General features: G+C 42.5%; 11 protein-coding genes. 9 read left to right on the top strand and 2 right to left on the bottom strand.

Translation table 11 applies throughout. The features are described from left to right. The first annotated feature begins 108 nt into the window (after positions 1-108). The 7 genes from RB604_RS01430 to RB604_RS01400 all read left to right on the top strand — a co-directional run bounded on the left by RB604_RS01430 (position 109) and on the right by RB604_RS01400 (position 9,722). The gene (locus RB604_RS01430; RefSeq protein WP_005934260.1) at positions 109-1,656 is read left to right on the top strand and encodes a peptidylprolyl isomerase; all 1,548 of its coding nucleotides are present in this window, start codon (positions 109-111) and stop codon (positions 1,654-1,656) included. A 58-nt stretch (positions 1,657-1,714) separates the two neighbouring features. Further along, positions 1,715-2,560 (top strand): peptidylprolyl isomerase, encoded by an 846-nt coding sequence (locus RB604_RS01425; RefSeq protein ID WP_005934258.1) that lies wholly within the window; start codon positions 1,715-1,717, stop codon positions 2,558-2,560. Between the two features lie 9 nt (positions 2,561-2,569). Then, positions 2,570-3,961, top strand: a complete 1,392-nt coding sequence (locus RB604_RS01420; RefSeq protein ID WP_005934256.1) for a peptidylprolyl isomerase — start codon at positions 2,570-2,572, stop codon at positions 3,959-3,961. Further along, positions 3,961-5,604: an OstA-like protein gene (locus RB604_RS01415; RefSeq protein ID WP_005934254.1), complete on the top strand. Its 1,644-nt coding sequence runs from the start codon at positions 3,961-3,963 to the stop codon at positions 5,602-5,604. Before RB604_RS01420 ends, RB604_RS01415 begins: the two co-directional genes overlap by 1 nt. Positions 5,605-5,608: 4 nt before the next feature. After that, complete coding sequence (locus tag RB604_RS01410) at positions 5,609-5,920, top strand: hypothetical protein (RefSeq protein WP_005934252.1); 312 nt, start codon at positions 5,609-5,611, stop codon at positions 5,918-5,920. Between the two features lie 130 nt (positions 5,921-6,050). Further along, positions 6,051-7,925, top strand: a complete 1,875-nt coding sequence (gene mutL / locus RB604_RS01405; RefSeq protein ID WP_005934250.1) for a DNA mismatch repair endonuclease MutL — start codon at positions 6,051-6,053, stop codon at positions 7,923-7,925. Positions 7,926-8,537: 612 nt separating this feature from the next. Next, entirely contained in the window at positions 8,538-9,722 is a 1,185-nt protein-coding gene (locus RB604_RS01400) for an OmpA family protein (RefSeq protein ID WP_005934244.1), read from the top strand. A 97-nt stretch (positions 9,723-9,819) separates the two neighbouring features. On the opposite strand, the gene trpS is transcribed toward RB604_RS01400, so the two are convergent. Then, positions 9,820-10,911, bottom strand: a complete 1,092-nt coding sequence (gene trpS / locus RB604_RS01395) for a tryptophan--tRNA ligase (RefSeq protein WP_005934241.1) — start codon at positions 10,909-10,911, stop codon at positions 9,820-9,822. 196 nt (positions 10,912-11,107) lie between these two features. Between trpS and RB604_RS01390 the strand changes: the two genes are divergently transcribed. Beyond that, positions 11,108-11,437: a hypothetical protein gene (locus RB604_RS01390; RefSeq protein WP_224206467.1), complete on the top strand. Its 330-nt coding sequence runs from the start codon at positions 11,108-11,110 to the stop codon at positions 11,435-11,437. Between the two features lie 79 nt (positions 11,438-11,516). Further along, positions 11,517-14,744 carry a carbamoyl-phosphate synthase (glutamine-hydrolyzing) large subunit gene (carB, locus tag RB604_RS01385; RefSeq protein WP_055295368.1) on the top strand — a complete coding sequence of 1,076 codons (3,228 nt, stop codon included), beginning with the start codon at positions 11,517-11,519 and terminating at the stop codon, positions 14,742-14,744. Positions 14,745-14,814: 70 nt separating this feature from the next. Here carB and RB604_RS01380 read toward each other — a convergent pair whose 3' ends face one another. Then, positions 14,815-18,936, bottom strand: a complete 4,122-nt coding sequence (locus RB604_RS01380) for a hybrid sensor histidine kinase/response regulator transcription factor (RefSeq protein ID WP_055295398.1) — start codon at positions 18,934-18,936, stop codon at positions 14,815-14,817. Positions 18,937-19,081: the final 145 nt, after the last annotated feature.

Here is a 19,081-nt window from a genome sequence, read left to right as displayed (position 1 = left end):
ATTATGCGTTGTCATATTTTGAAGGCAGACTTTTTAATTTTAGGGCGATACAATTTTTCCTCTCTTTCAGCGTTTAATAAAACGTATGTATGTAAATGAAACTTTGTTATGAAAAGAAATCTGGTTTTATTGCTAACTTGCCTGTTCGGGCTTTCAGCTTTTGCACAAGAAGATCCGGTGTTGATGCGGATTAATGGGAAAGATATTACTCGTTCCGAATTTGAATATATCTATAATAAAAACAATTCTCTGAATGAGTTGGAAGCTAAGAGCTTAAATGAATACGTTGATCTTTTCATCAACTTTAAGTTGAAAGTGGCGGCTGCCGAAGCCGCCGGAATTGACACGACCCGTGCCTTTCGCGAAGAATTGAATGGCTATCGTCGCCAATTGGCAAAATCATATTTGACGGATGAAGAAGCTGATGAAGCATATGCACGTCAGTTTTATGATAAAATGAAAGCGGATTCACGTGCGGGGCACGTACAGGTCATGCATATTTTTAAGTATCTGCCGCAAACATCTCCGAAATCGTTGGTGAGCGAAACCGAAGCCCGAATGGACTCTCTATATCAGGTTTTATCCGCTAATCCGGATGCGGATTTTGCATCTTATGTCAGCCAGTTCTCTGATGATAAAAATCCGTTCTGGGTGGGTTTTCTTCAAACGCCGGAAGAGTTTGAGGATGTAGTTTTTTCTATGAAAAGCGGAGAAATCTCCAAACCGTTCTTTACTCCCCAGGGTATGCATATTGTTAAAGTACTTGACCGGAAAGAATTGGCTCCTTTTGCAGAAATAAAAGAGGAGATCAGCCGGCGTCTGGCACGCAAGTTTGGTATTGATAAAGGAACGGAGGCATTGGTTGAAAAGTTGAAGGGTGAATATAATTATCAACCGAACAATGAAGCTTTGCAGGAGTTACAGGCAAAAGGGGAGACGGAGAAACCTCTTTTTACATTGGATAACCATACGTATACCGGTGCTGATTTTAAACGTTTCGCCGCTTCATATCCCAGAAGTTTAAAAATGCAGTTGGAAGCATTTACAGTGAAGTCGGTGCTTGATTATGAGAATAGCCGTTTGGAAGAAAAGTATCCGGCTTTCCGCCTTTTGATGCAGGAGTATAAAGAAGGGATGTTGCTGTTCGAAATCAGCAACCGTGAAGTTTGGGAACGCGCTGTGGCCGACGAAGCCGGACAGGCTGCTTATTTTACTTCTCATAAATCGGATTATAATTACAAAGAACCGCGTTATAAAGGTGTTGTGGTACATTGTGCCGACAAAAAGATGGCTAAAGAAATAAAGAAGCTCATAAAAAAGCTTCCGGAGAAGGTATGGGCTGACACCATTGCCAAGACATATAATGATTCGGTAGCAGAAATTGTGAAGGTAGAGGAAGGCCTGTTTGCGAAAGGTGACAATAAATATGTAGATAAACTGGTGTTTAAAACCGGTAGCTTCGAACCTTTGGAGTCTTATCCTTTTACTACTGTTTTTGGTGAAAAACGAAAAGGACCGGATAGTTATACCGAGGTGCGCGGGCCGCTTGCCGCCGATTATCAAAATTTCCTTGAATCGCTTTGGGTGAAGCGTTTACGTGATGAAAGTAAGGTTGAAATTAACCAAGAGGTTTTAAAAACAGTTAATAACCACTGATATAACCGATTATTGCATTATCTTCGTACCTTGAATATAAGTATAAATTCAGTTGACAATGCGAATAACGGGCCTCTTGCTGGTTTCTCTTTTTTTCTGTGCGGCGTGTACGGACAGTCATGATCATAGGGGGAAAACTCCTTTGGTAGAGGTTAATGGAAACTTTTTATACAAAGAAGACCTGCAATCCGTGCTTCCTGCAGGATTGTCAAAAGATGACAGCTTGCTTTTCGCCGAGCGCTATATACGGGATTGGGCGGAAGATCTTTTACTGTATGAGAAAGCACAGAATAACATCCCCGATAACGAAGAGATCGAAAAGTTGGTAGGAAACTACCGGAGGGCCTTGATTATGCATACTTATCAGCAAGAACTGATTGGGCAGAGACTTTCCAACGAGATCCCGGAACAGGAACTTGCAGAATATTACGAGAAAAACAAAGAACTTTTTAAACTGGATCGTCCCTTAGTGAAAGGATTGTTTATTAAAGTGCCTTTAACCGCTCCTCAAATTGCCAATGTTCGAAAATGGTATAAGTCCGATGCACAGGAAGCTGTGGAACATCTGGAAAAATACAGTTTTCAGAATGCAGTGAAATATGAATACTTTTACAATAAGTGGGTGCCACTGAGTGAAGTGCTGGATATGATTCCTTTGCAAACAGAAATGCCGGAAGAATATGTCAGTAAGAATCGTCATGTGGAATTGAAAGATACTGCCTTTCATTACTTTCTCAATGTGACTGATTATCGGGCGATAGGAGAAGAAGAACCTTATGAGTTTGCTATGTCGGAGGTGAAAGATATGCTTGTCAATATAAAACAAGTCGATTTTATGCGTCGGGTGAAAGATGACTTGTATAAGCAGGCTATAGACAAGAAAAAGATTATATATAATTATTAAATACAAAGAATGAAGAAGTTTGTAAACTTTAGATTTGTTGTTTTATTTGTGCTGGTAATACTGGCTGACACGGCGATGTACGGACAGGACAATGTGATTGACGAAGTAGTTTGGGTTGTAGGCGACGAGGCTATTCTGAAATCAGAAGTAGAAGAAGCGCGCTTGAGTGCCTTGTATGACGGACGTAAAATAGACGGTGATCCTTATTGTGTGATCCCGGAAGAATTGGCCGTACAAAAACTGTTTTTACATCAGGCGCGTCTTGATAGTATCGAGGTTCCCGAAAGTGAAGTTATTCAACGAGTGGACGCGATGACCAACCATTGGATACAAATGTTGGGCTCGAGGGAAAAGATGGAAGAATACTTTTTTGAACAGCAGAACAAAACTCCGTCTCAGATACGTGAAACTCTTCGTGAAAATGCGCGCGAGGGACTTACCGTACAGAAGATGCAGCAAAAACTTGTGGGAGATATTAAAGTAACTCCTTCCGAAGTACGTCGTTATTTCAAAGATCTTCCTCAGGATAGTATCCCTTATGTTCCTACACAAGTAGAGGTACAGATTATTACTTTGCAGCCTAAAATTCCTATTACTGAAATAGAAGATGTGAAGAGACGGTTGCGTGAGTATACCGATCGCGTGAATAAGGGCGAAACGGAATTCTCTACTTTGGCCCGTATGTATTCTGAAGACCGTGGTTCTGCCATGAGAGGGGGTGAGACCGATTTTATGGGTAAGGGAATGATGGATCCGGCTTATGCTGCTGTCGCTTTTAGTTTGCAGGATCCTAAAAAGGTATCTAAGATTGTGGAGTCGGAATATGGTTTCCATATCATACAGTTAATAGAGAAACGTGGTGATCGTGTAAATACCCGTCATATATTGTTGCGTCCTAAAGTTTCTGAGAAAGAGCTGATAGAGGCTTGTGGGCGTCTGGACTCTATTGCAGATGATATTCGTGCCGGTAAATTTCCTTTTGACGATGCGGCTGCCGCACTTTCTCATGACAAGGATACGCGTAATAATCACGGATTGATGGTAAACACCAACTCCAATGATGCCATGGCTACTTCCAAGTTTGAAATGCAGGAGTTGCCGCAGGATGTAGCAAAAGTAGTGGATAAACTGAACGTTGGTGAGATTTCGAAAGCTTTTACGATGGTCAACGAGAAAGATGGAAAAGAAATCTGTGCTATTGTGAAGTTAAAGACCCGTATCAACGGTCATAAGGCAACCATTACGGAAGATTATCAGAATCTGAAAGAGATCGTAATCGCTAAACGCCGGGATGAGATGCTGCATAAATGGATTTTGGAAAAGCAGAAACATACTTATGTGCGTATTAATGACAACTGGAAAAACTGCGATTTCAAATATCCGGGTTGGATTAAGGATTAATGAGAGCGAATAGTGTCTTTTTTAAAAGCGTCCTCACAGGGGTGATATGTTTGTTTGGAGCATATTTCCTTTGGGCTCAGGATCAGAAGCCTCAACAGAAATCTCAGAAGAAAAAGACGAAAGTGGATCTTCTTCATGCAGACGAGGGTAGAGCTGATAAGATGGCGCGTCCGGACGTACAGGTACTTATCGGTTCGGTAAAGTTGCGCCATGACAGTATGTATATGTACTGTGACAGTGCATTGATTTATGAAAATACGAATTCTGTCGAGGCTTTTAATAATGTACGTATGGAGCAGGGAGATACGCTGTTTATCTATGGTGATTATTTATATTATGATGGAATCTCCCAACTGGCCCAACTGCGTGAGAATGTTAAAATGATCAATCGTAATACGACTTTGCTTACTGATAGTCTGAATTACGATCGTATTTATGATTTAGGATATTATTTTGAAGGGGGTACATTGATGGACGAAGAGAATGTACTGACTTCCGACTGGGGTGAATACAGCCCGTCTACCAAACAATCCGTTTTCAATCATGATGTGAAGTTGGTTAATCCGAAGTTTATTCTGACTTCGGATACATTGAAATATAATACCGTATCTAAAATAGCTACCATTTTGGGACCGTCTGAGATTGTAAGCGATCAGAATCATATCTTTTCAGAACGGGGCGTTTATAATACTTTGACCGGGCAAGCCGAGTTGTTGGACCGTTCCATATTGACCAATCAGGGAAAGCGAATGACCGGTGACAGTTTGTTCTATGATCGTAAATTGGGATATGGTGAGGCTTTCGATAATGTGGTGATGAACGACAGTATCAATCGTAATATGCTGACGGGAGATTACTGCTTTTACAATGAGCTGACCGATAGTGCCTTTGCTACAAAGCGAGCGGTGGCTATCGACTATTCTCAGGGCGATAGTCTCTATATGCATGCCGATACTTTAATGATGACTACGTTTTATCTGAATACGGATTCGGTGTTTCGTGAGATGAGAGCTTATCATAAGGTGCGTATGTACCGCACGGATCTGCAGGGCGTTTGCGACTCATTGGTGTATAATTCTAAAGATTCTTGTGTGACAATGTATACCGATCCGATTCTTTGGAATGAAGGTCAGCAACTGTTGGGTGAAGAGATCAAGATCTATTTGAATGATAGCACGATCGATTGGGCGCATATCATCAATCAGGCACTGACGGTGGAGATGAAAGATTCGTTGCATTACAACCAGGTTTCGGGAAAAGAGATCAAGGCCTATTTTGACAGTGGTGAGATGAGGAAAGTAGACGTCATAGCCAATGTGTTGGTAGTCTTTTATCCACAGGAAGAGGATAGCACGATGATTGGCATGAATACCTCTCAAACCAGCTTGCTGACAATGTATCTAAAGGATCGTAAAATGAAGCGTATGGTTATGAGCCCCAAATCGGACGGAGTGCTTTATCCGATGGATCAGATCCCGGCTGATAAAATGAGACTGCCTACATTTGTCTGGTTCGATTACATTCGTCCACAGAATAAAGATGACATATTTGAATGGAGGGGCAAAAAAGCCGGTGAAACATTACGTAAATCTACCCGAAAACCATTAAATTCGCCCAAGCGTGAATTAATTAATATGAAATAGCACTATGGGAATGTTTAATAGCGGTATGAGAAAACCGCGTCGCTTCAATCATCAATACATCTATGTGAACGAGCGGAAAGAAAAGCTCGATAAGATGGAAGAACAGGCCAAACGTGATTTAGGCATGTTGCCTGAGAAGGAATTTTCTCCGGAAGACATTCGGGGGAAATTTGTGGAAGGGACTACGCACCTGAAACGTCGTAAAGAGAGTGGACGCAAACCGGTGCACTTAGGGGTAATTCTCGTAATTATTGCTTTACTGATTTTCCTGTGGCATTATTTGCAAACGGGTAGCTGGAGCTGGGGAGAGTTGTGATTTCTGAATTATGATTTATGGAAGGGGCAGGTTGAAGCATTTTATACCAGTTGCTTGTTCTTGTCGGGGCTACTGACTGCCAAATTCCAACTACCAGCTACTGACTACTAAATTCTAACTACTAAACATTATGAGTGATATCATCCATTTATTGCCCGATTCGGTTGCCAATCAGATAGCGGCCGGTGAGGTAATACAACGTCCGGCATCTGTCATTAAGGAGTTAGTGGAAAATGCGATCGATGCTGAGGCCGGCAATATACATGTATTGGTAACGGATGCCGGTAAAACTTGCATTCAGGTTATTGACGATGGAAAGGGGATGTCTGAAACGGATGCCCGCTTGTCTTTTGAACGCCATGCCACTTCGAAGATACGTGAAGCTTCCGATTTGTTTGCTTTACGTACAATGGGGTTCCGTGGTGAGGCGCTTGCTTCTATTGCGGCCGTTGCGCAGGTGGAGCTTAAAACCCGTCTTGAGAATGAAGAACTGGGTACAAAGCTGGTTATCGCCGGTTCTAAGGTAGAAAGTCAAGAGGCGGTTTCTTGCCCCAAAGGCAGTAACTTTTCCATTAAGAATCTGTTTTTCAATATTCCGGCACGCCGTAAATTCCTGAAAGCCAATTCTACGGAATTGAGCAATATACTCACGGAGTTTGAGCGTATTGCTCTTGTGCATCCGGATGTTGCTTTCTCCCTTTATAGCAATGACTCCGAATTGTTCAATCTTCCGGTAGCCCCGTTGCGGCAGCGTATCCTTGCTGTTTTCGGCAAGAAACTTAACCAGCAGCTATTGAGTGTGGATGTGAATACAACGATGATCAAACTTTCCGGTTATGTTGCTAAGCCGGAAACGGCGCGCAAGAAAGGGGCACATCAGTATTTCTTTGTGAATGGCCGTTATATGCGGCATCCCTATTTCCATAAGGCGGTGATGGAGGCTTATGAACAATTGATCCCGGTAGGTGAGCAGGTTTCTTATTTTCTTTATTTTGAAGTGGATCCTGCCAATATCGATGTGAATATTCATCCGACTAAAACGGAAATTAAATTTGAGAATGAGCAGGCTATCTGGCAGATTGTTTCTGCGGCTGTCAAAGAATCGTTGGGGAAATTCAATGCAGTTCCTTCCATTGATTTTGATACGGAAGACATGCCTGATATTCCGGCTTTTGAACAAAATCTTCCCCCGGCGCCACCGAGGGTACAATATAATTCGGATTTCAATCCTTTTAAAACCTCTTCCTCCGGTGGCGGAAGTATGAGCTATTCCCGTCAGAAAGTAGATTGGGAAGATCTTTATGGCGGATTGGAAAAGGCCAGCAAGATGAATCGTACGACAGTGGAAACGGAAACCGGGCCGGATGATTTCTTTCCGGTCGAAGAGGATATACAGCCGGCTGCTTCGGCTACTTTGTATGCTAATGAACCTATTGTAGAAAAAGGAAACCTCCATTTACAGTTTAAAGGGCGTTTTATTCTTACTTCCGTAAAGTCCGGGTTGATGCTGATCGATCAGCATCGTGCCCATGTGCGGGTATTGTTCGACCGGTATATGCTTCAGATTAAACAGAAACAAGGAATGTCACAAGGAGTTCTTTTTCCGGAGATATTGCAACTTCCGGCTTCTGAAGCTGCTGTGCTGCAAGGTATTATGGATGAGCTTTCGGCAGTGGGCTTTGATCTTAGCGATTTAGGAGGAGGAAGCTACGCGATCAATGGTATCCCTTCCGGCATTGAGGGGCTCGATCCGTTGGAATTGGTGCGTAATATGTTGCATACTGCCATGGAAAAGGGAAGTGATGTGAAAGAAGAAATTCAGAATATCTTAGCATTGACATTGGCCCGTGCGGCTGCCATTGTTTATGGGCAAGTACTGACAAATGAAGAAATGATAAGTCTTGTTGATAGTCTTTTTGCCTGTGCAGCTCCCAATTATACTCCGGATGGTAAGGTGGTACTCGCCACTATCAGGGAAGAAGAGATAGAGAAACTTTTTAAATAGCCATGAAATCCTCATGTAACAACTTAGCCGGTTTGAATTTTCCTCTCAAAATAATATGAGCAAAATTTAAACAGGAACTTAAACCGTATGCCAAAAGTTGAACGTAAAACTTTAGGGGTGCAGTTCAAAGTTGTTGCATGAGTGATTCTGATCTATCAGGCATTTTCCTTTAACATTGTTAATCTTCTTTTCCAAGTATTACTTTCTGCTTTGCAAAGAATTAATTTCCTAAGTGTAAGAATACGTATTCTTGTGTGCAAAGAATGCATTTTAACATGGCATTAATATTAATATCTTTTGTCGGAGAATACACATTCCTGTTTTTCTGTTTTCTTTATCTTATCTATTTGATATATATCTGTTTATATCGTCTGTAGTGTTTCCTGTAAAATTATTCTGTGCTGCCGGTCTTCTAAAGATATTTTGTCTGTACTTGTCAATTTGGCTACTATCTTGGATCATGGGCTTCACCTTCCGACTGATGGTGGTTTGCATGAGTATTTATTGAAGACGAAACATAAAAACTCATTTTTTCAAAACCTTTTAGTTCCATTGGTGTTATTTAAACAGTTCAATAGGAAAAAACAATAACCACTTTAACTATTTAGGTATATGAAAAAGATTCTAATGTTGCTGGCTTTTGCCGGCGTAGCAGCCGCATCTTCGGCTCAACAAGTTACTGTTACCGAAACAGAAGTAATAGAGGTGCAGGATAAATATCAAGTATTGACTAATCCGTTCTGGAGCAACTGGTTCTTCTCAATCGGTGGGGGTGCGCAGGTGCTTTACGGAAATGGCGATAATGCAGGAGAATTTAAAGATCGTATCAGTCCTGTCTTGAATGTCGCTGTAGGTAAATGGTTTACTCCCGGATTGGGATTGCGTTTACAGTATAGCGGTCTGCAAGCCAAAGGGTTCTCATATGACAAAACAGCTCCGTATGTAACCGGGAATGAAATGGGCGACGGATATTACAAGCAGAAATTTGACTATATGAATCTGCATGGTGATATCATGTTTAATTTGAACGCTCTTTTTGGCGGTTACAATTCGCATCGCGTTTACGAAATTATTCCTTATTTGGGAGCCGGTTTTACTCATTCTTACACCAAACCTCGCATACATGCATTTACAATGAATGCCGGTTTAATTAACCGTTTCCGTATTTCCAATGCTGTCGATATCAATCTGGAGTTGAGTGCTACCGGATTGGAAGGAAAGTTTGACGGCCAACATGGAGGCAAGCATGATTATGATGGCATTCTCGGTGCTTCTGTCGGCTTGACTTACCACTTTCCGAACCGTGGATTCCAACGTCCGTTCCCGCAGATTATCTCTGAAATGGAATTGAGAAATATGCGCGAGCAGATGAATGCAATGGCTGCTGCTAATCTTGATTTGCAGCAACAGTTACAGGAAGCAGAAAGCCAGCCCACTACTGAGGTGATTGAGCAACAGGTCGTTGTAGATGCCAACATCGCTCCCCGTACCGTATTCTTCCAGATCGGTTCTGCTGAGATTTCTCCACGTGAGGCAATGAACCTGTCTTATCTGGCTGAACAGATGAAGAAATTCCCGGATACGAAGTATGTCGTGAACGGATATGCCGATTCTGCAACAGGTACTCCTGACTTTAACAAAGAGTTGAGTATGAAACGTGCGCAGGCAGTGGTAAATGTACTGATCAAACAGTACGGAATTGCAGCAGACCGTTTAAGTGTAGATGGCAATGGCGGTGTTGATAAATTCGGCCAGCCGATCTTGAACCGTGTCGTATTGGTGAAGTCCAACAATTAATGGGGTTCTGAAAGAACCTTGCAGTAACAGAAAAAGGAGAATGTGTTCGTTTTTTGAACTCATTCTCCTTTTTTGTTTGCGTCTCCGTTTATTCTGTTTATTTCTCTGCTGCAAATTTCTTTACCTGTTCGGCTATCAGGTCTGCATCATCGAAATAGTTAATCTTCATCGCTTTGCGAACATCCGATAATGTATCGGCGGCGGCGGCTCTTGCCACATCACATCCTTGTTTCAGCATATCGTAGATGGCCGGGATGTCTTTTTCGAACTCTTTTCGCCGATTGCGGATCGGTTCCAGTGTTTCTTGCATGATGGCATTCAGGAAGCGTTTCACTTTCACATCTCCCAATCCCCCGCGCTGATAGTGCGCTTTCAGTTCGTTCAAATCCGGATAATCCGGCAGATAGCGTTCAAAGTGTTCCGGGCGGCAGAATGCATCCAGATAAGTAAACACGGTATTACCTTCGATCTTGCCCGGATCTTGTACACGCAAGTGGTCGGGATCGGTAAACATGCTCATCACTTTTTTCTGTATTTCGTCTGCTTCTTCCGAAAGATAGATGCAGTTGCCTAATGATTTACTCATTTTGGCCTTGCCGTCGGTACCCGGAAGGCGAAGGCAAGCCGCATTGTCCGGCAATAAAATTTCCGGTTCTACCAGTGTGTCACCGTAAATGTGATTGAAACGGCGTACAATTTCCCGCGCCTGTTCGATCATCGGTTCCTGATCTTCGCCTACCGGAACGGTTGTTGCACGGAATGCGGTGATATCGGCGGCTTGACTGATGGGATAGGTAAAGAAACCGACCGGAATGCTTGTTTCGAAATTACGCATCTGAATTTCTGTCTTTACGGTCGGGTTGCGTTGCAAACGTGACACGGTAACCAGATCCATGAAGTAAAAACTCAGTTCACATAATTCGGGGATTTGTGATTGAATGAAAATGGTTGCTTTCGTCGGGTCGAGACCGCAGGCCAGATAATCGAGGGCTACCTCGATTACGTTTTGGCGTACCTTTTCCGGATTGTCGATATTGTCGGTCAGAGCCTGTGCATCGGCAATGAATACAAACATTTTTTCATATTGTCCGGCATTTTGCAAGTCTACTCTTCTTTTAAGAGAACCTACGTAGTGGCCGATGTGGAGTCTGCCTGTCGGGCGATCCCCTGTTAATATAATCTTTCCCATTTCTTTATCATTTAATATATTAACTGCAAAGGTACGAATAAAAAACGAATGTCCGAAATGTGTATAGACCGGAAAGCGCGCTCTGATCTTATTATATTCGTGTTCTGAGCTTATTATGTTGAAGACGTCTAAGTATGATAAGCGTTTCACGGTTGTGAGACGTGCATTTCATGATTGAGAGACGATCGTTACACAATTGAGAGATGACCGTCTCATGACTGTGAGACGCTACAAAGAAAAGCGTAGCGTGCAAAGTATTCTGCGTGCTTTTGTTCTCTGCCCGCACCACATCTCTGCCGGATGGAGTTTTCAATCTTTTCTGCCCGATCATATGTTTTTACTTAAAATATTCTTTCCCGAATCTTTTGTATTTATCGAAATAAGTCGTTACTTTGCACAAATTTTAAAAATAGCAATGAGTCAGCAGGAAATCAGAAGCAAGTATCATCTCCGTTCGGATGTCTTCCATCCGGAATCTGTATACTTCTTCTCTTTTCTCCAAAAACGATATTTAGTTCTTTGGTAATGCGTTAATCCTTTCATCAGGGTAACGCATTTTTTTTGTGCGGTAATTATAAGAAAACAACATAATAACAACAAGAGAAATGGAAAAGGAAATGAAAAAGGTCTTGGTTCTGGGTTCGGGAGCACTCAAAATCGGACAGGCCGGAGAGTTTGACTACTCCGGTTCGCAGGCACTGAAAGCTTTGAAAGAAGAAGGTATCAGCTCCGTATTGGTAAATCCGAATATTGCAACCATTCAGACTTCTGAAGGAATTGCTGATAAGGTGTATTTCCTTCCCGTGACTACCTACTTTGTAGAGGAGATTATAAAGAAAGAACGTCCTGATGGTATTTTGTTGGCATTTGGCGGTCAGACGGCATTGAATTGCGGTGCGGAACTTTATACGCAAGGCATCCTCGACAAGTACGGAGTAAAAGTATTGGGTACTTCCGTTGAGGCTATCATGTATACCGAAGACCGTGACCTGTTTGTGAAAAAGCTGGATGAGATCGAGATGAAAACTCCCGTCAGCCAGGCAGTGGAGAACATGGAAGACGCCATTGCTGCTGCACGTCGTATCGGTTATCCGGTGATGGTGCGCTCGGCCTATGCTTTAGGAGGTTTGGGAAGCGGTATTTGTGCCAATGAAGAAGAATTCCTGAAACTGGCCGAAAGCTCGTTCGCTTTTTCTAAGCAAATTCTGGTTGAAGAGTCTTTGAAAGGCTGGAAAGAGATTGAGTTCGAGGTGATCCGCGATGCAAATGACCACTGTTTTACTGTGGCGAGTATGGAGAATTTCGACCCGTTGGGTATCCATACAGGCGAATCGATCGTAGTAGCTCCTACTTGTTCGTTGGATGCCGAAGAGCTGAAAATGCTGCAGGAACTTTCTACGAAATGTATCCGTCACCTCGGTATTGTAGGTGAATGTAACATTCAATATGCGTTTAATTCCGTGACGGATGATTATCGCGTAATCGAAGTAAATGCCCGTCTGAGCCGTTCTTCGGCTTTGGCTTCCAAGGCTACCGGATATCCGTTGGCGTTTGTTGCCGCTAAGGTGGCTTTAGGATATACACTCGACCAGATCGGTGAGATGGGTACTCCGAACTCTGCTTATGTAGCGCCACAACTCGATTATTATATCTGTAAGATACCCCGTTGGGACCTTACCAAGTTTGCAGGTGTATCCCGCGAAATCGGTTCGAGCATGAAGTCCGTAGGCGAAATCATGTCTATCGGGCGTTCTTTTGAAGAGATTATTCAAAAAGGTCTCCGTATGATCGGTCAAGGAATGCATGGATTTGTGGGGAATGATGATGTTACTTTTGACGATCTTGACAAAGAACTGGCCAACCCGACCGATTTGCGTGTATTTGCCATTGCGCAGGCTTTGGAAGAAGGATATACGATCGACCGCATCTATGAACTGACAAAGATCGATCCGTGGTTCCTCGGCAAACTGAAGAATATTGTTGATTATAAGGCGAAACTTTCTACTTATGATAAGGTAGAGGATATCCCGGCAGACGTGATGCGTGAAGCGAAGATACTCGGTTTCTCTGACTTCCAGATTGCGCGTTTCGTGCTGAATCCTACCGGCAATATGGAAAAAGAAAACCTGATGGTTCGTGCACACCGTAAAGCGTTGGGTATTCTTCCCGCTGTAAAGCGTATCAACACGGTTGCTTCCGAACATCCGGAGCTGACTAACTATCTTTACATGACTTATGCCGTAGAGGGATATGACGTTAACTATTATAAGAATGAAAAATCGGTAGTTGTTCTCGGCTCGGGTGCATACCGTATCGGTAGCTCGGTAGAGTTTGACTGGTGTTCGGTTAATGCTGTACAGACTGCCCGTAAGTTAGGATATAAGTCTATCATGATCAACTACAACCCCGAAACGGTATCTACCGACTATGATATGTGCGACCGCCTGTACTTCGACGAGCTTTCTTTCGAACGCGTGCTCGATGTAATCGATCTGGAACAACCGCGCGGTGTGATTGTTTCCGTTGGCGGACAGATTCCTAACAACTTAGCAATGAAGCTTTATCGTCAGTCAGTGCCTGTTTTAGGTACTTCTCCGATCTCTATCGACCGGGCCGAAAACCGTAACAAGTTCTCTGCAATGCTCGATCAGTTGGGTATCGACCAGCCGGCATGGATGGAGCTTACCAGTCTGGAAGAAGTAAAAGGTTTCGTCGGTAAGGTGGGTTATCCTGTCTTGGTTCGTCCCTCTTACGTGCTTTCCGGTGCAGCGATGAACGTTTGTTATGATGATGAAGAATTGGAAAACTTCCTGAAAATGGCTGCCGAAGTATCTAAAGAGTATCCGGTGGTTGTTTCTCAGTTCCTTGAAAATACGAAAGAGATAGAATTTGATGCGGTTGCCCAGAATGGTGAAGTGGTAGAGTATGCCATTTCCGAGCATGTGGAATTTGCCGGCGTTCATTCCGGTGACGCTACACTGGTATTCCCGGCACAGAAGATTTATTTTGCAACGGCCCGTCGCATCAAAAAGATCAGCCGTCAGATTGCGAAAGAACTTAATATTTCCGGTCCGTTCAATATCCAGTTCCTGGCTCGCAACAACGAGGTGAAGGTAATTGAATGTAACTTGCGTGCTTCGCGTAGTTTTCCGTTTGTTTCTAAAGTACTGAAACGTAATTTCATTGAAACAGCTACCCGTATTATGTTGGATGCTCCTTATAGTCGTCCGGATAAGTCGGCTTTCGATATCGACTGGATCGGTGTGAAAGCTTCTCAGTTCTCATTCTCGCGTTTGCACAAGGCAGACCCGGTTTTGGGCGTGGATATGTCTTCTACCGGTGAGGTAGGTTGTATCGGTGATGACTTTTCGGAAGCATTGATGAGCGCTATGATCGCTACCGGTTTCAAGATACCTTCCAAAGATAAAGGAGTGATGTTCTCATCCGGTGCTATGAAGTCGAAGGTAGATTTGCTGGATGCAAGCCGTGCTTTGTTTGCACAAGGGTATAAGATTTATGCTACTGCCGGTACTGCTGCGTTCCTTAATGCACACGGGGTAGATACGACTCCGGTATATTGGCCGGATGAAAAGCTGGGAGCAGAAAACAACGTGATGAAGATGATTGCCGATCATAAGTTCGATCTGATTGTGAACATACCTAAGAATCATACTAAGCGTGAGCTGACGAACGGTTATCGCATCCGCCGCGGAGCCATCGATCATAATATTCCTTTGATTACCAATGCCCGTCTGGCAGGTGCGTTCATCGAAGCGTTCTGTGAGTTGAAACTGGAAGATATCCAGATCAAGAGCTGGCAGGAGTATAAATAAGGTGGATTATAACCAATAAAACCGGGCGATAAAGCTGTACATAGCATGCTTTATCGCCCTTTTTTATTTCTCAATTTTCTTCACTCACAGTTTGAGGTGCTTCTCCTTCCCTATGTGAAGAGGAACATTGTGGAGAACACGCTTTCTTAAAATCTTTTTTTTGTCGTTCCCTGTACTGCCGTGGCGGCATGTTATGTTTTTGCGAGAATATCTTGTAGAAAGTTCCCCGGTTCATAAATCCTGATTTGTCCATGATCTCCTCGACAGTCAAGTTGGTAGAAAGTAATAACTGTTCAGCTATTGCCAGCCGGTATTCTTTGATGATATCAGCAGGAGTTTGCTCTGTTATTTCTTTGAGCTTCCGGTAGAAATGGCGTGTGCTGTACCCTAAAGAACTACTCAGCAGCTCTACAGACAATTCCGGGTTAGTAATATTCTGATCGATAATTTTCATCATCTTCTCGAAGAATACCTTATCTTCTTTATGCAGGAACTGTCCGTCGTCTAATTTGAATGTGCAGAATACAGAGTTGTAATATTCTTTTAAATCTTTTTCCCGTTGGATAAGGCGTTCTGCAAGTTTTATCAGATAATCGGTATTGAATGGTTTGGTGACGTATGCTTCAGCGCCGGAATCAATCCCTTTCATCTGGTCATCAATGCTGTTGAGGGCGGATAAGAGGATCAAGGGCGTATGGGTGAGTAGCTTATCCGATTTTATTTGTTTGGCAAAAGATATTCCATCCGTACCCGGCATCATAATATCCGAAATGATTAAATCGACTGGTCTCAGCTTTAATTGTTCCATTGCTTTTTCTGTATCGTTAAAAGAGAACACGTTGTATTTGTTCGCAAAAATGTCACTTACGAACCATAACATAGAAGGATCGTCGTCAATGACGATGATGGTTTGCCGGGAAGTGTCGTACGCCGGTGTCGGACTTTCTAATTCCATCGTTTCGTTGCCTTCTTGTATCACTGTTTCCATTTCCATTGACATGGGCCGTTCTGTATCGGTGGCTATTATGGAGAGGGCGGGCAGGATTACTTCAAAAGTCGTAAGCTGATTAGGGGTGCTTGTTACCCGGATTTGTCCGTTCAGCAGAGTTACCATGCTATGGCAGATAGCCAGTCCCAGGCCATTGCGTGGCGATATTCCGTTTTTATTCTGTATCTCAAAATTGTCCAGTATCTTATAACGGTCGAATATTTTTGTAAGATTTTCCTTTTCAATCCCTTTGCCCGTATTTGATATGCGGATATGCAATTGCTCGTTCTCTACGTACTGTTCTATGCTAATCATACCGTTCTCCGGCGTGTATTTAAAAGCATTGGACAGTAAATTGTTGATAATCTTGCTGAAGCAACCGGCATCCGAGTTCCAGTAGACCTCTTTTTCTATTTTTAGCTGATAGTTTATTTTCCTGCTTTCGGCTAATTCATTAAAAGAATCGGCCGTGTTTTGGGTTTGTGCGGAGACAGGCAGCTTTTGGATTTCAAGGGTTTTGTTGCCGGTCTCCAGTCGTCGGAACTCGATGAGCTCCAGAATCAGGGCATTCAGTTTTTGGGCATTTTGTTGAATGATAGAGGCATATTTACGGATATAATTGTCGGTGGAAGGATATGTGAGTATTCTTTGGCAAGGTCCGTAAATCAATGTGAGTGGCGTACAAAATTCGTGAGTCACGTTGGTGAAAAAACGAAGTTTGGATTCATATAGTTCGTTCCGTTGCCGGCGATTTATTCTCTCTATCATCGCGTCTCTTTTTCGGCGATACCGCTTTATGGACAAGTGTATACACCATGCAATAAATCCTATAAAGAGTATGGAGTAGCACCAATAGGCCAAAGAGGTCATGTACCAGGGCGGGGTAATGCGGATCGTTAAAGGTTGCGGGGCACTTTCTTTACCTGTTATGTTGCTCCGGTACTTCACCCACAGGGTATATTGTCCCGGTGCAAGATTAGAAAACATGGTCGTTGTGGATGTTCCGTTCTCTATCCAATTGTCACTTAATCCTTCGATTGTATAGTAATAGGTATAGTTGCTTCCGTTCAGATAGTCGATGACAATAAAAGACAGTCCGAAGAAATTCTGACTGTGATCCAGTTCCAAAACTTTGTGCTTCTGTTTGTCTTCGTGCAGAAACTCATTGATATTATACTCTTTGCCGAAGATGAATAGACGGTTGAATTGCAGAGCGGGCATATATTCTGTCTCTTTGAAATCGTTTTCATGGATACTTATAAATCCGTTGGTACCGCCAAAGAAAAGAGTACCGCTACGTTCATCCTTAAAATAGGCTCCGTCACTGAATTCCGTTACTCTCAAATCGTTTTGCTGGTGATAGGCTTGTATCGTATTCATCCGGGTATTAAATCTTACCAACCCTTGATTGGTACTGAGCCATAGATATTGTTGTCTGTCTTCAAGGATACCGTGAATCGTATTGTTGGGAAAGCCGTCCGTTTCATTATATATATGGTAATTACCGTCATACATTCGTGTCAATCCGAAGCTGGTTCCGAACCAGTAACCGGTTTCATTCTTGAGAATGGCAAATATGTCGTTTACAGTCTGGCTCTTGACTGCTTCATTAAACAGATAAGGTTTCATCCGTCCGGTTTCCGTATTTATCCGATAGGCTCCGTATCCCCGGTTTCCAAACCATAGAATAGAATCGTTTTCCTGGAAAGAAATGAAAAAGTAATTAGATGCACGTTTTCCCCCATCCAATACGGTTCTTTCTGCATCTTTTATTGTAGGTATACCCGATGATGTATTTAGTGAGACTTTTACGATACCTTCTCCAACAGTAGAAATCCAGAGGGTACTGTCATTTTGTTCGCAGATGGAATGGACATATTTTACCGCTTTCCCACCGGCGGTAACAGGAAATTGTTTTAGTTTTCTTTCTTGATAGGAATAATAATTAATGCCGCTTTCAGTCCCGATCCAAAGCCTTTTCCAACGGCTGGGTGTAAAGCAGTAGACGGAGTTGTCGGTCAGTGCACTGTTGTTTGTGAGCAATCTCTCGGTAGCCGTTGGCTTTCCCTTTTCCGGAGTATATTTAAGCATTCGAAGGATACCGTTTCCTTTAGTTCCTATCCATAATGTTTGTTCGTTATCCAGAAAGAGTGCGCGTACCGGGTTGTTTATCTGGTAAGCGGGAGTATTTAGCAAGGTGTTTTGGATAGAGAATGCATCTGTGAAATACATATACACTCCTTGACCGTCTGTCCCTACCCAGATGATATCTTGAAATTTATCCTTTACCAAGCAAAATATACCACACGCGATATCGGTAGATTGTGTGATATATTTTATTTTCTGGTCGGGTTGGTATTTCAATCGGATAAGACCGCTACTCTTAAAACCAATGTAGTAGTCGTTTTGCTTTTTGATGACCGATGAAATTTCACCTCGTTTTTGTATTTCTGTTTCGACGTCCGTTATGTAATATTTCTTTTTGCTATTCAGATCGTATTCATAGAAAGCATGCGAACTGTCAATGAAATAAAGCAGATTGCTTTCGAATGATACTCCTATTAATTTTTCCGGATGCTGGAAATAATCTTTGATAGAAAGTGTGACGTTTTCACCTTCTTTTTTCAACTGATAACTTTTATTATTGCCGTCTGAAGTAAATATCCAAAGAACATCCGATTCGTCCACAACTATCTGCAAAATATTATCGAAAATAAATTTCTCCGTATCTAATCGATGAAATTGTTTATTGCCTTGGCGGAAACAGTAGATATATCCGTCATCTTTCATGAGATAGATGTCATTATCCCGGCTTTTTGCCATTTTATTGATATCTTTAAACTCTGTGAAACTTTGGACGGTTTGTTGACGGATGTCGAAACGGTCGAGACCGTAGTTGGTCTGTATCCATAGTACATTTTCTTCTGCCTCTATAATATTACCTATGATATTTCCGGAGAAGTTGACCCGGGTGTCGGTTGGTTTATACAAACGGGGAGTGGTTCCGTCGAATATATTAAGACCGTCACAAGAACCTAACCATAAAAGTCCGTTGTTATCTTGGCAAATAGAAAGAATGGCACTGTTGGATAAACCGTTCTGACTGGAAAACTGTCTCACGTTGTATGAGTCTGCTTTTCCGATACTACAACAGAGAAGGAAAAGGATGGATAAAAGAAGATAGTATGGACCGGGAACTCTCATAATAGAAACTGTGAATTTCAATAAATAAAAGGGGTGTGATTGTTGAGTACAAAGTTAGATAAAAAAGAAAACCGTTCCAAAAAGAGAACTTTAAAAGTATACGATTTCATGACATATATGTTTATAATGTTGCCTTTAGGCTTTA

The sequence above is a fragment of the Bacteroides salyersiae genome, from assembly GCF_031172035.1.
GTDB classification, from domain to species: Bacteria; Bacteroidota; Bacteroidia; order Bacteroidales; family Bacteroidaceae; genus Bacteroides; species Bacteroides salyersiae.
Note: the sequence above shows the minus strand (reverse complement) of the source record. Positions and strands in the feature narration are given on the sequence as shown.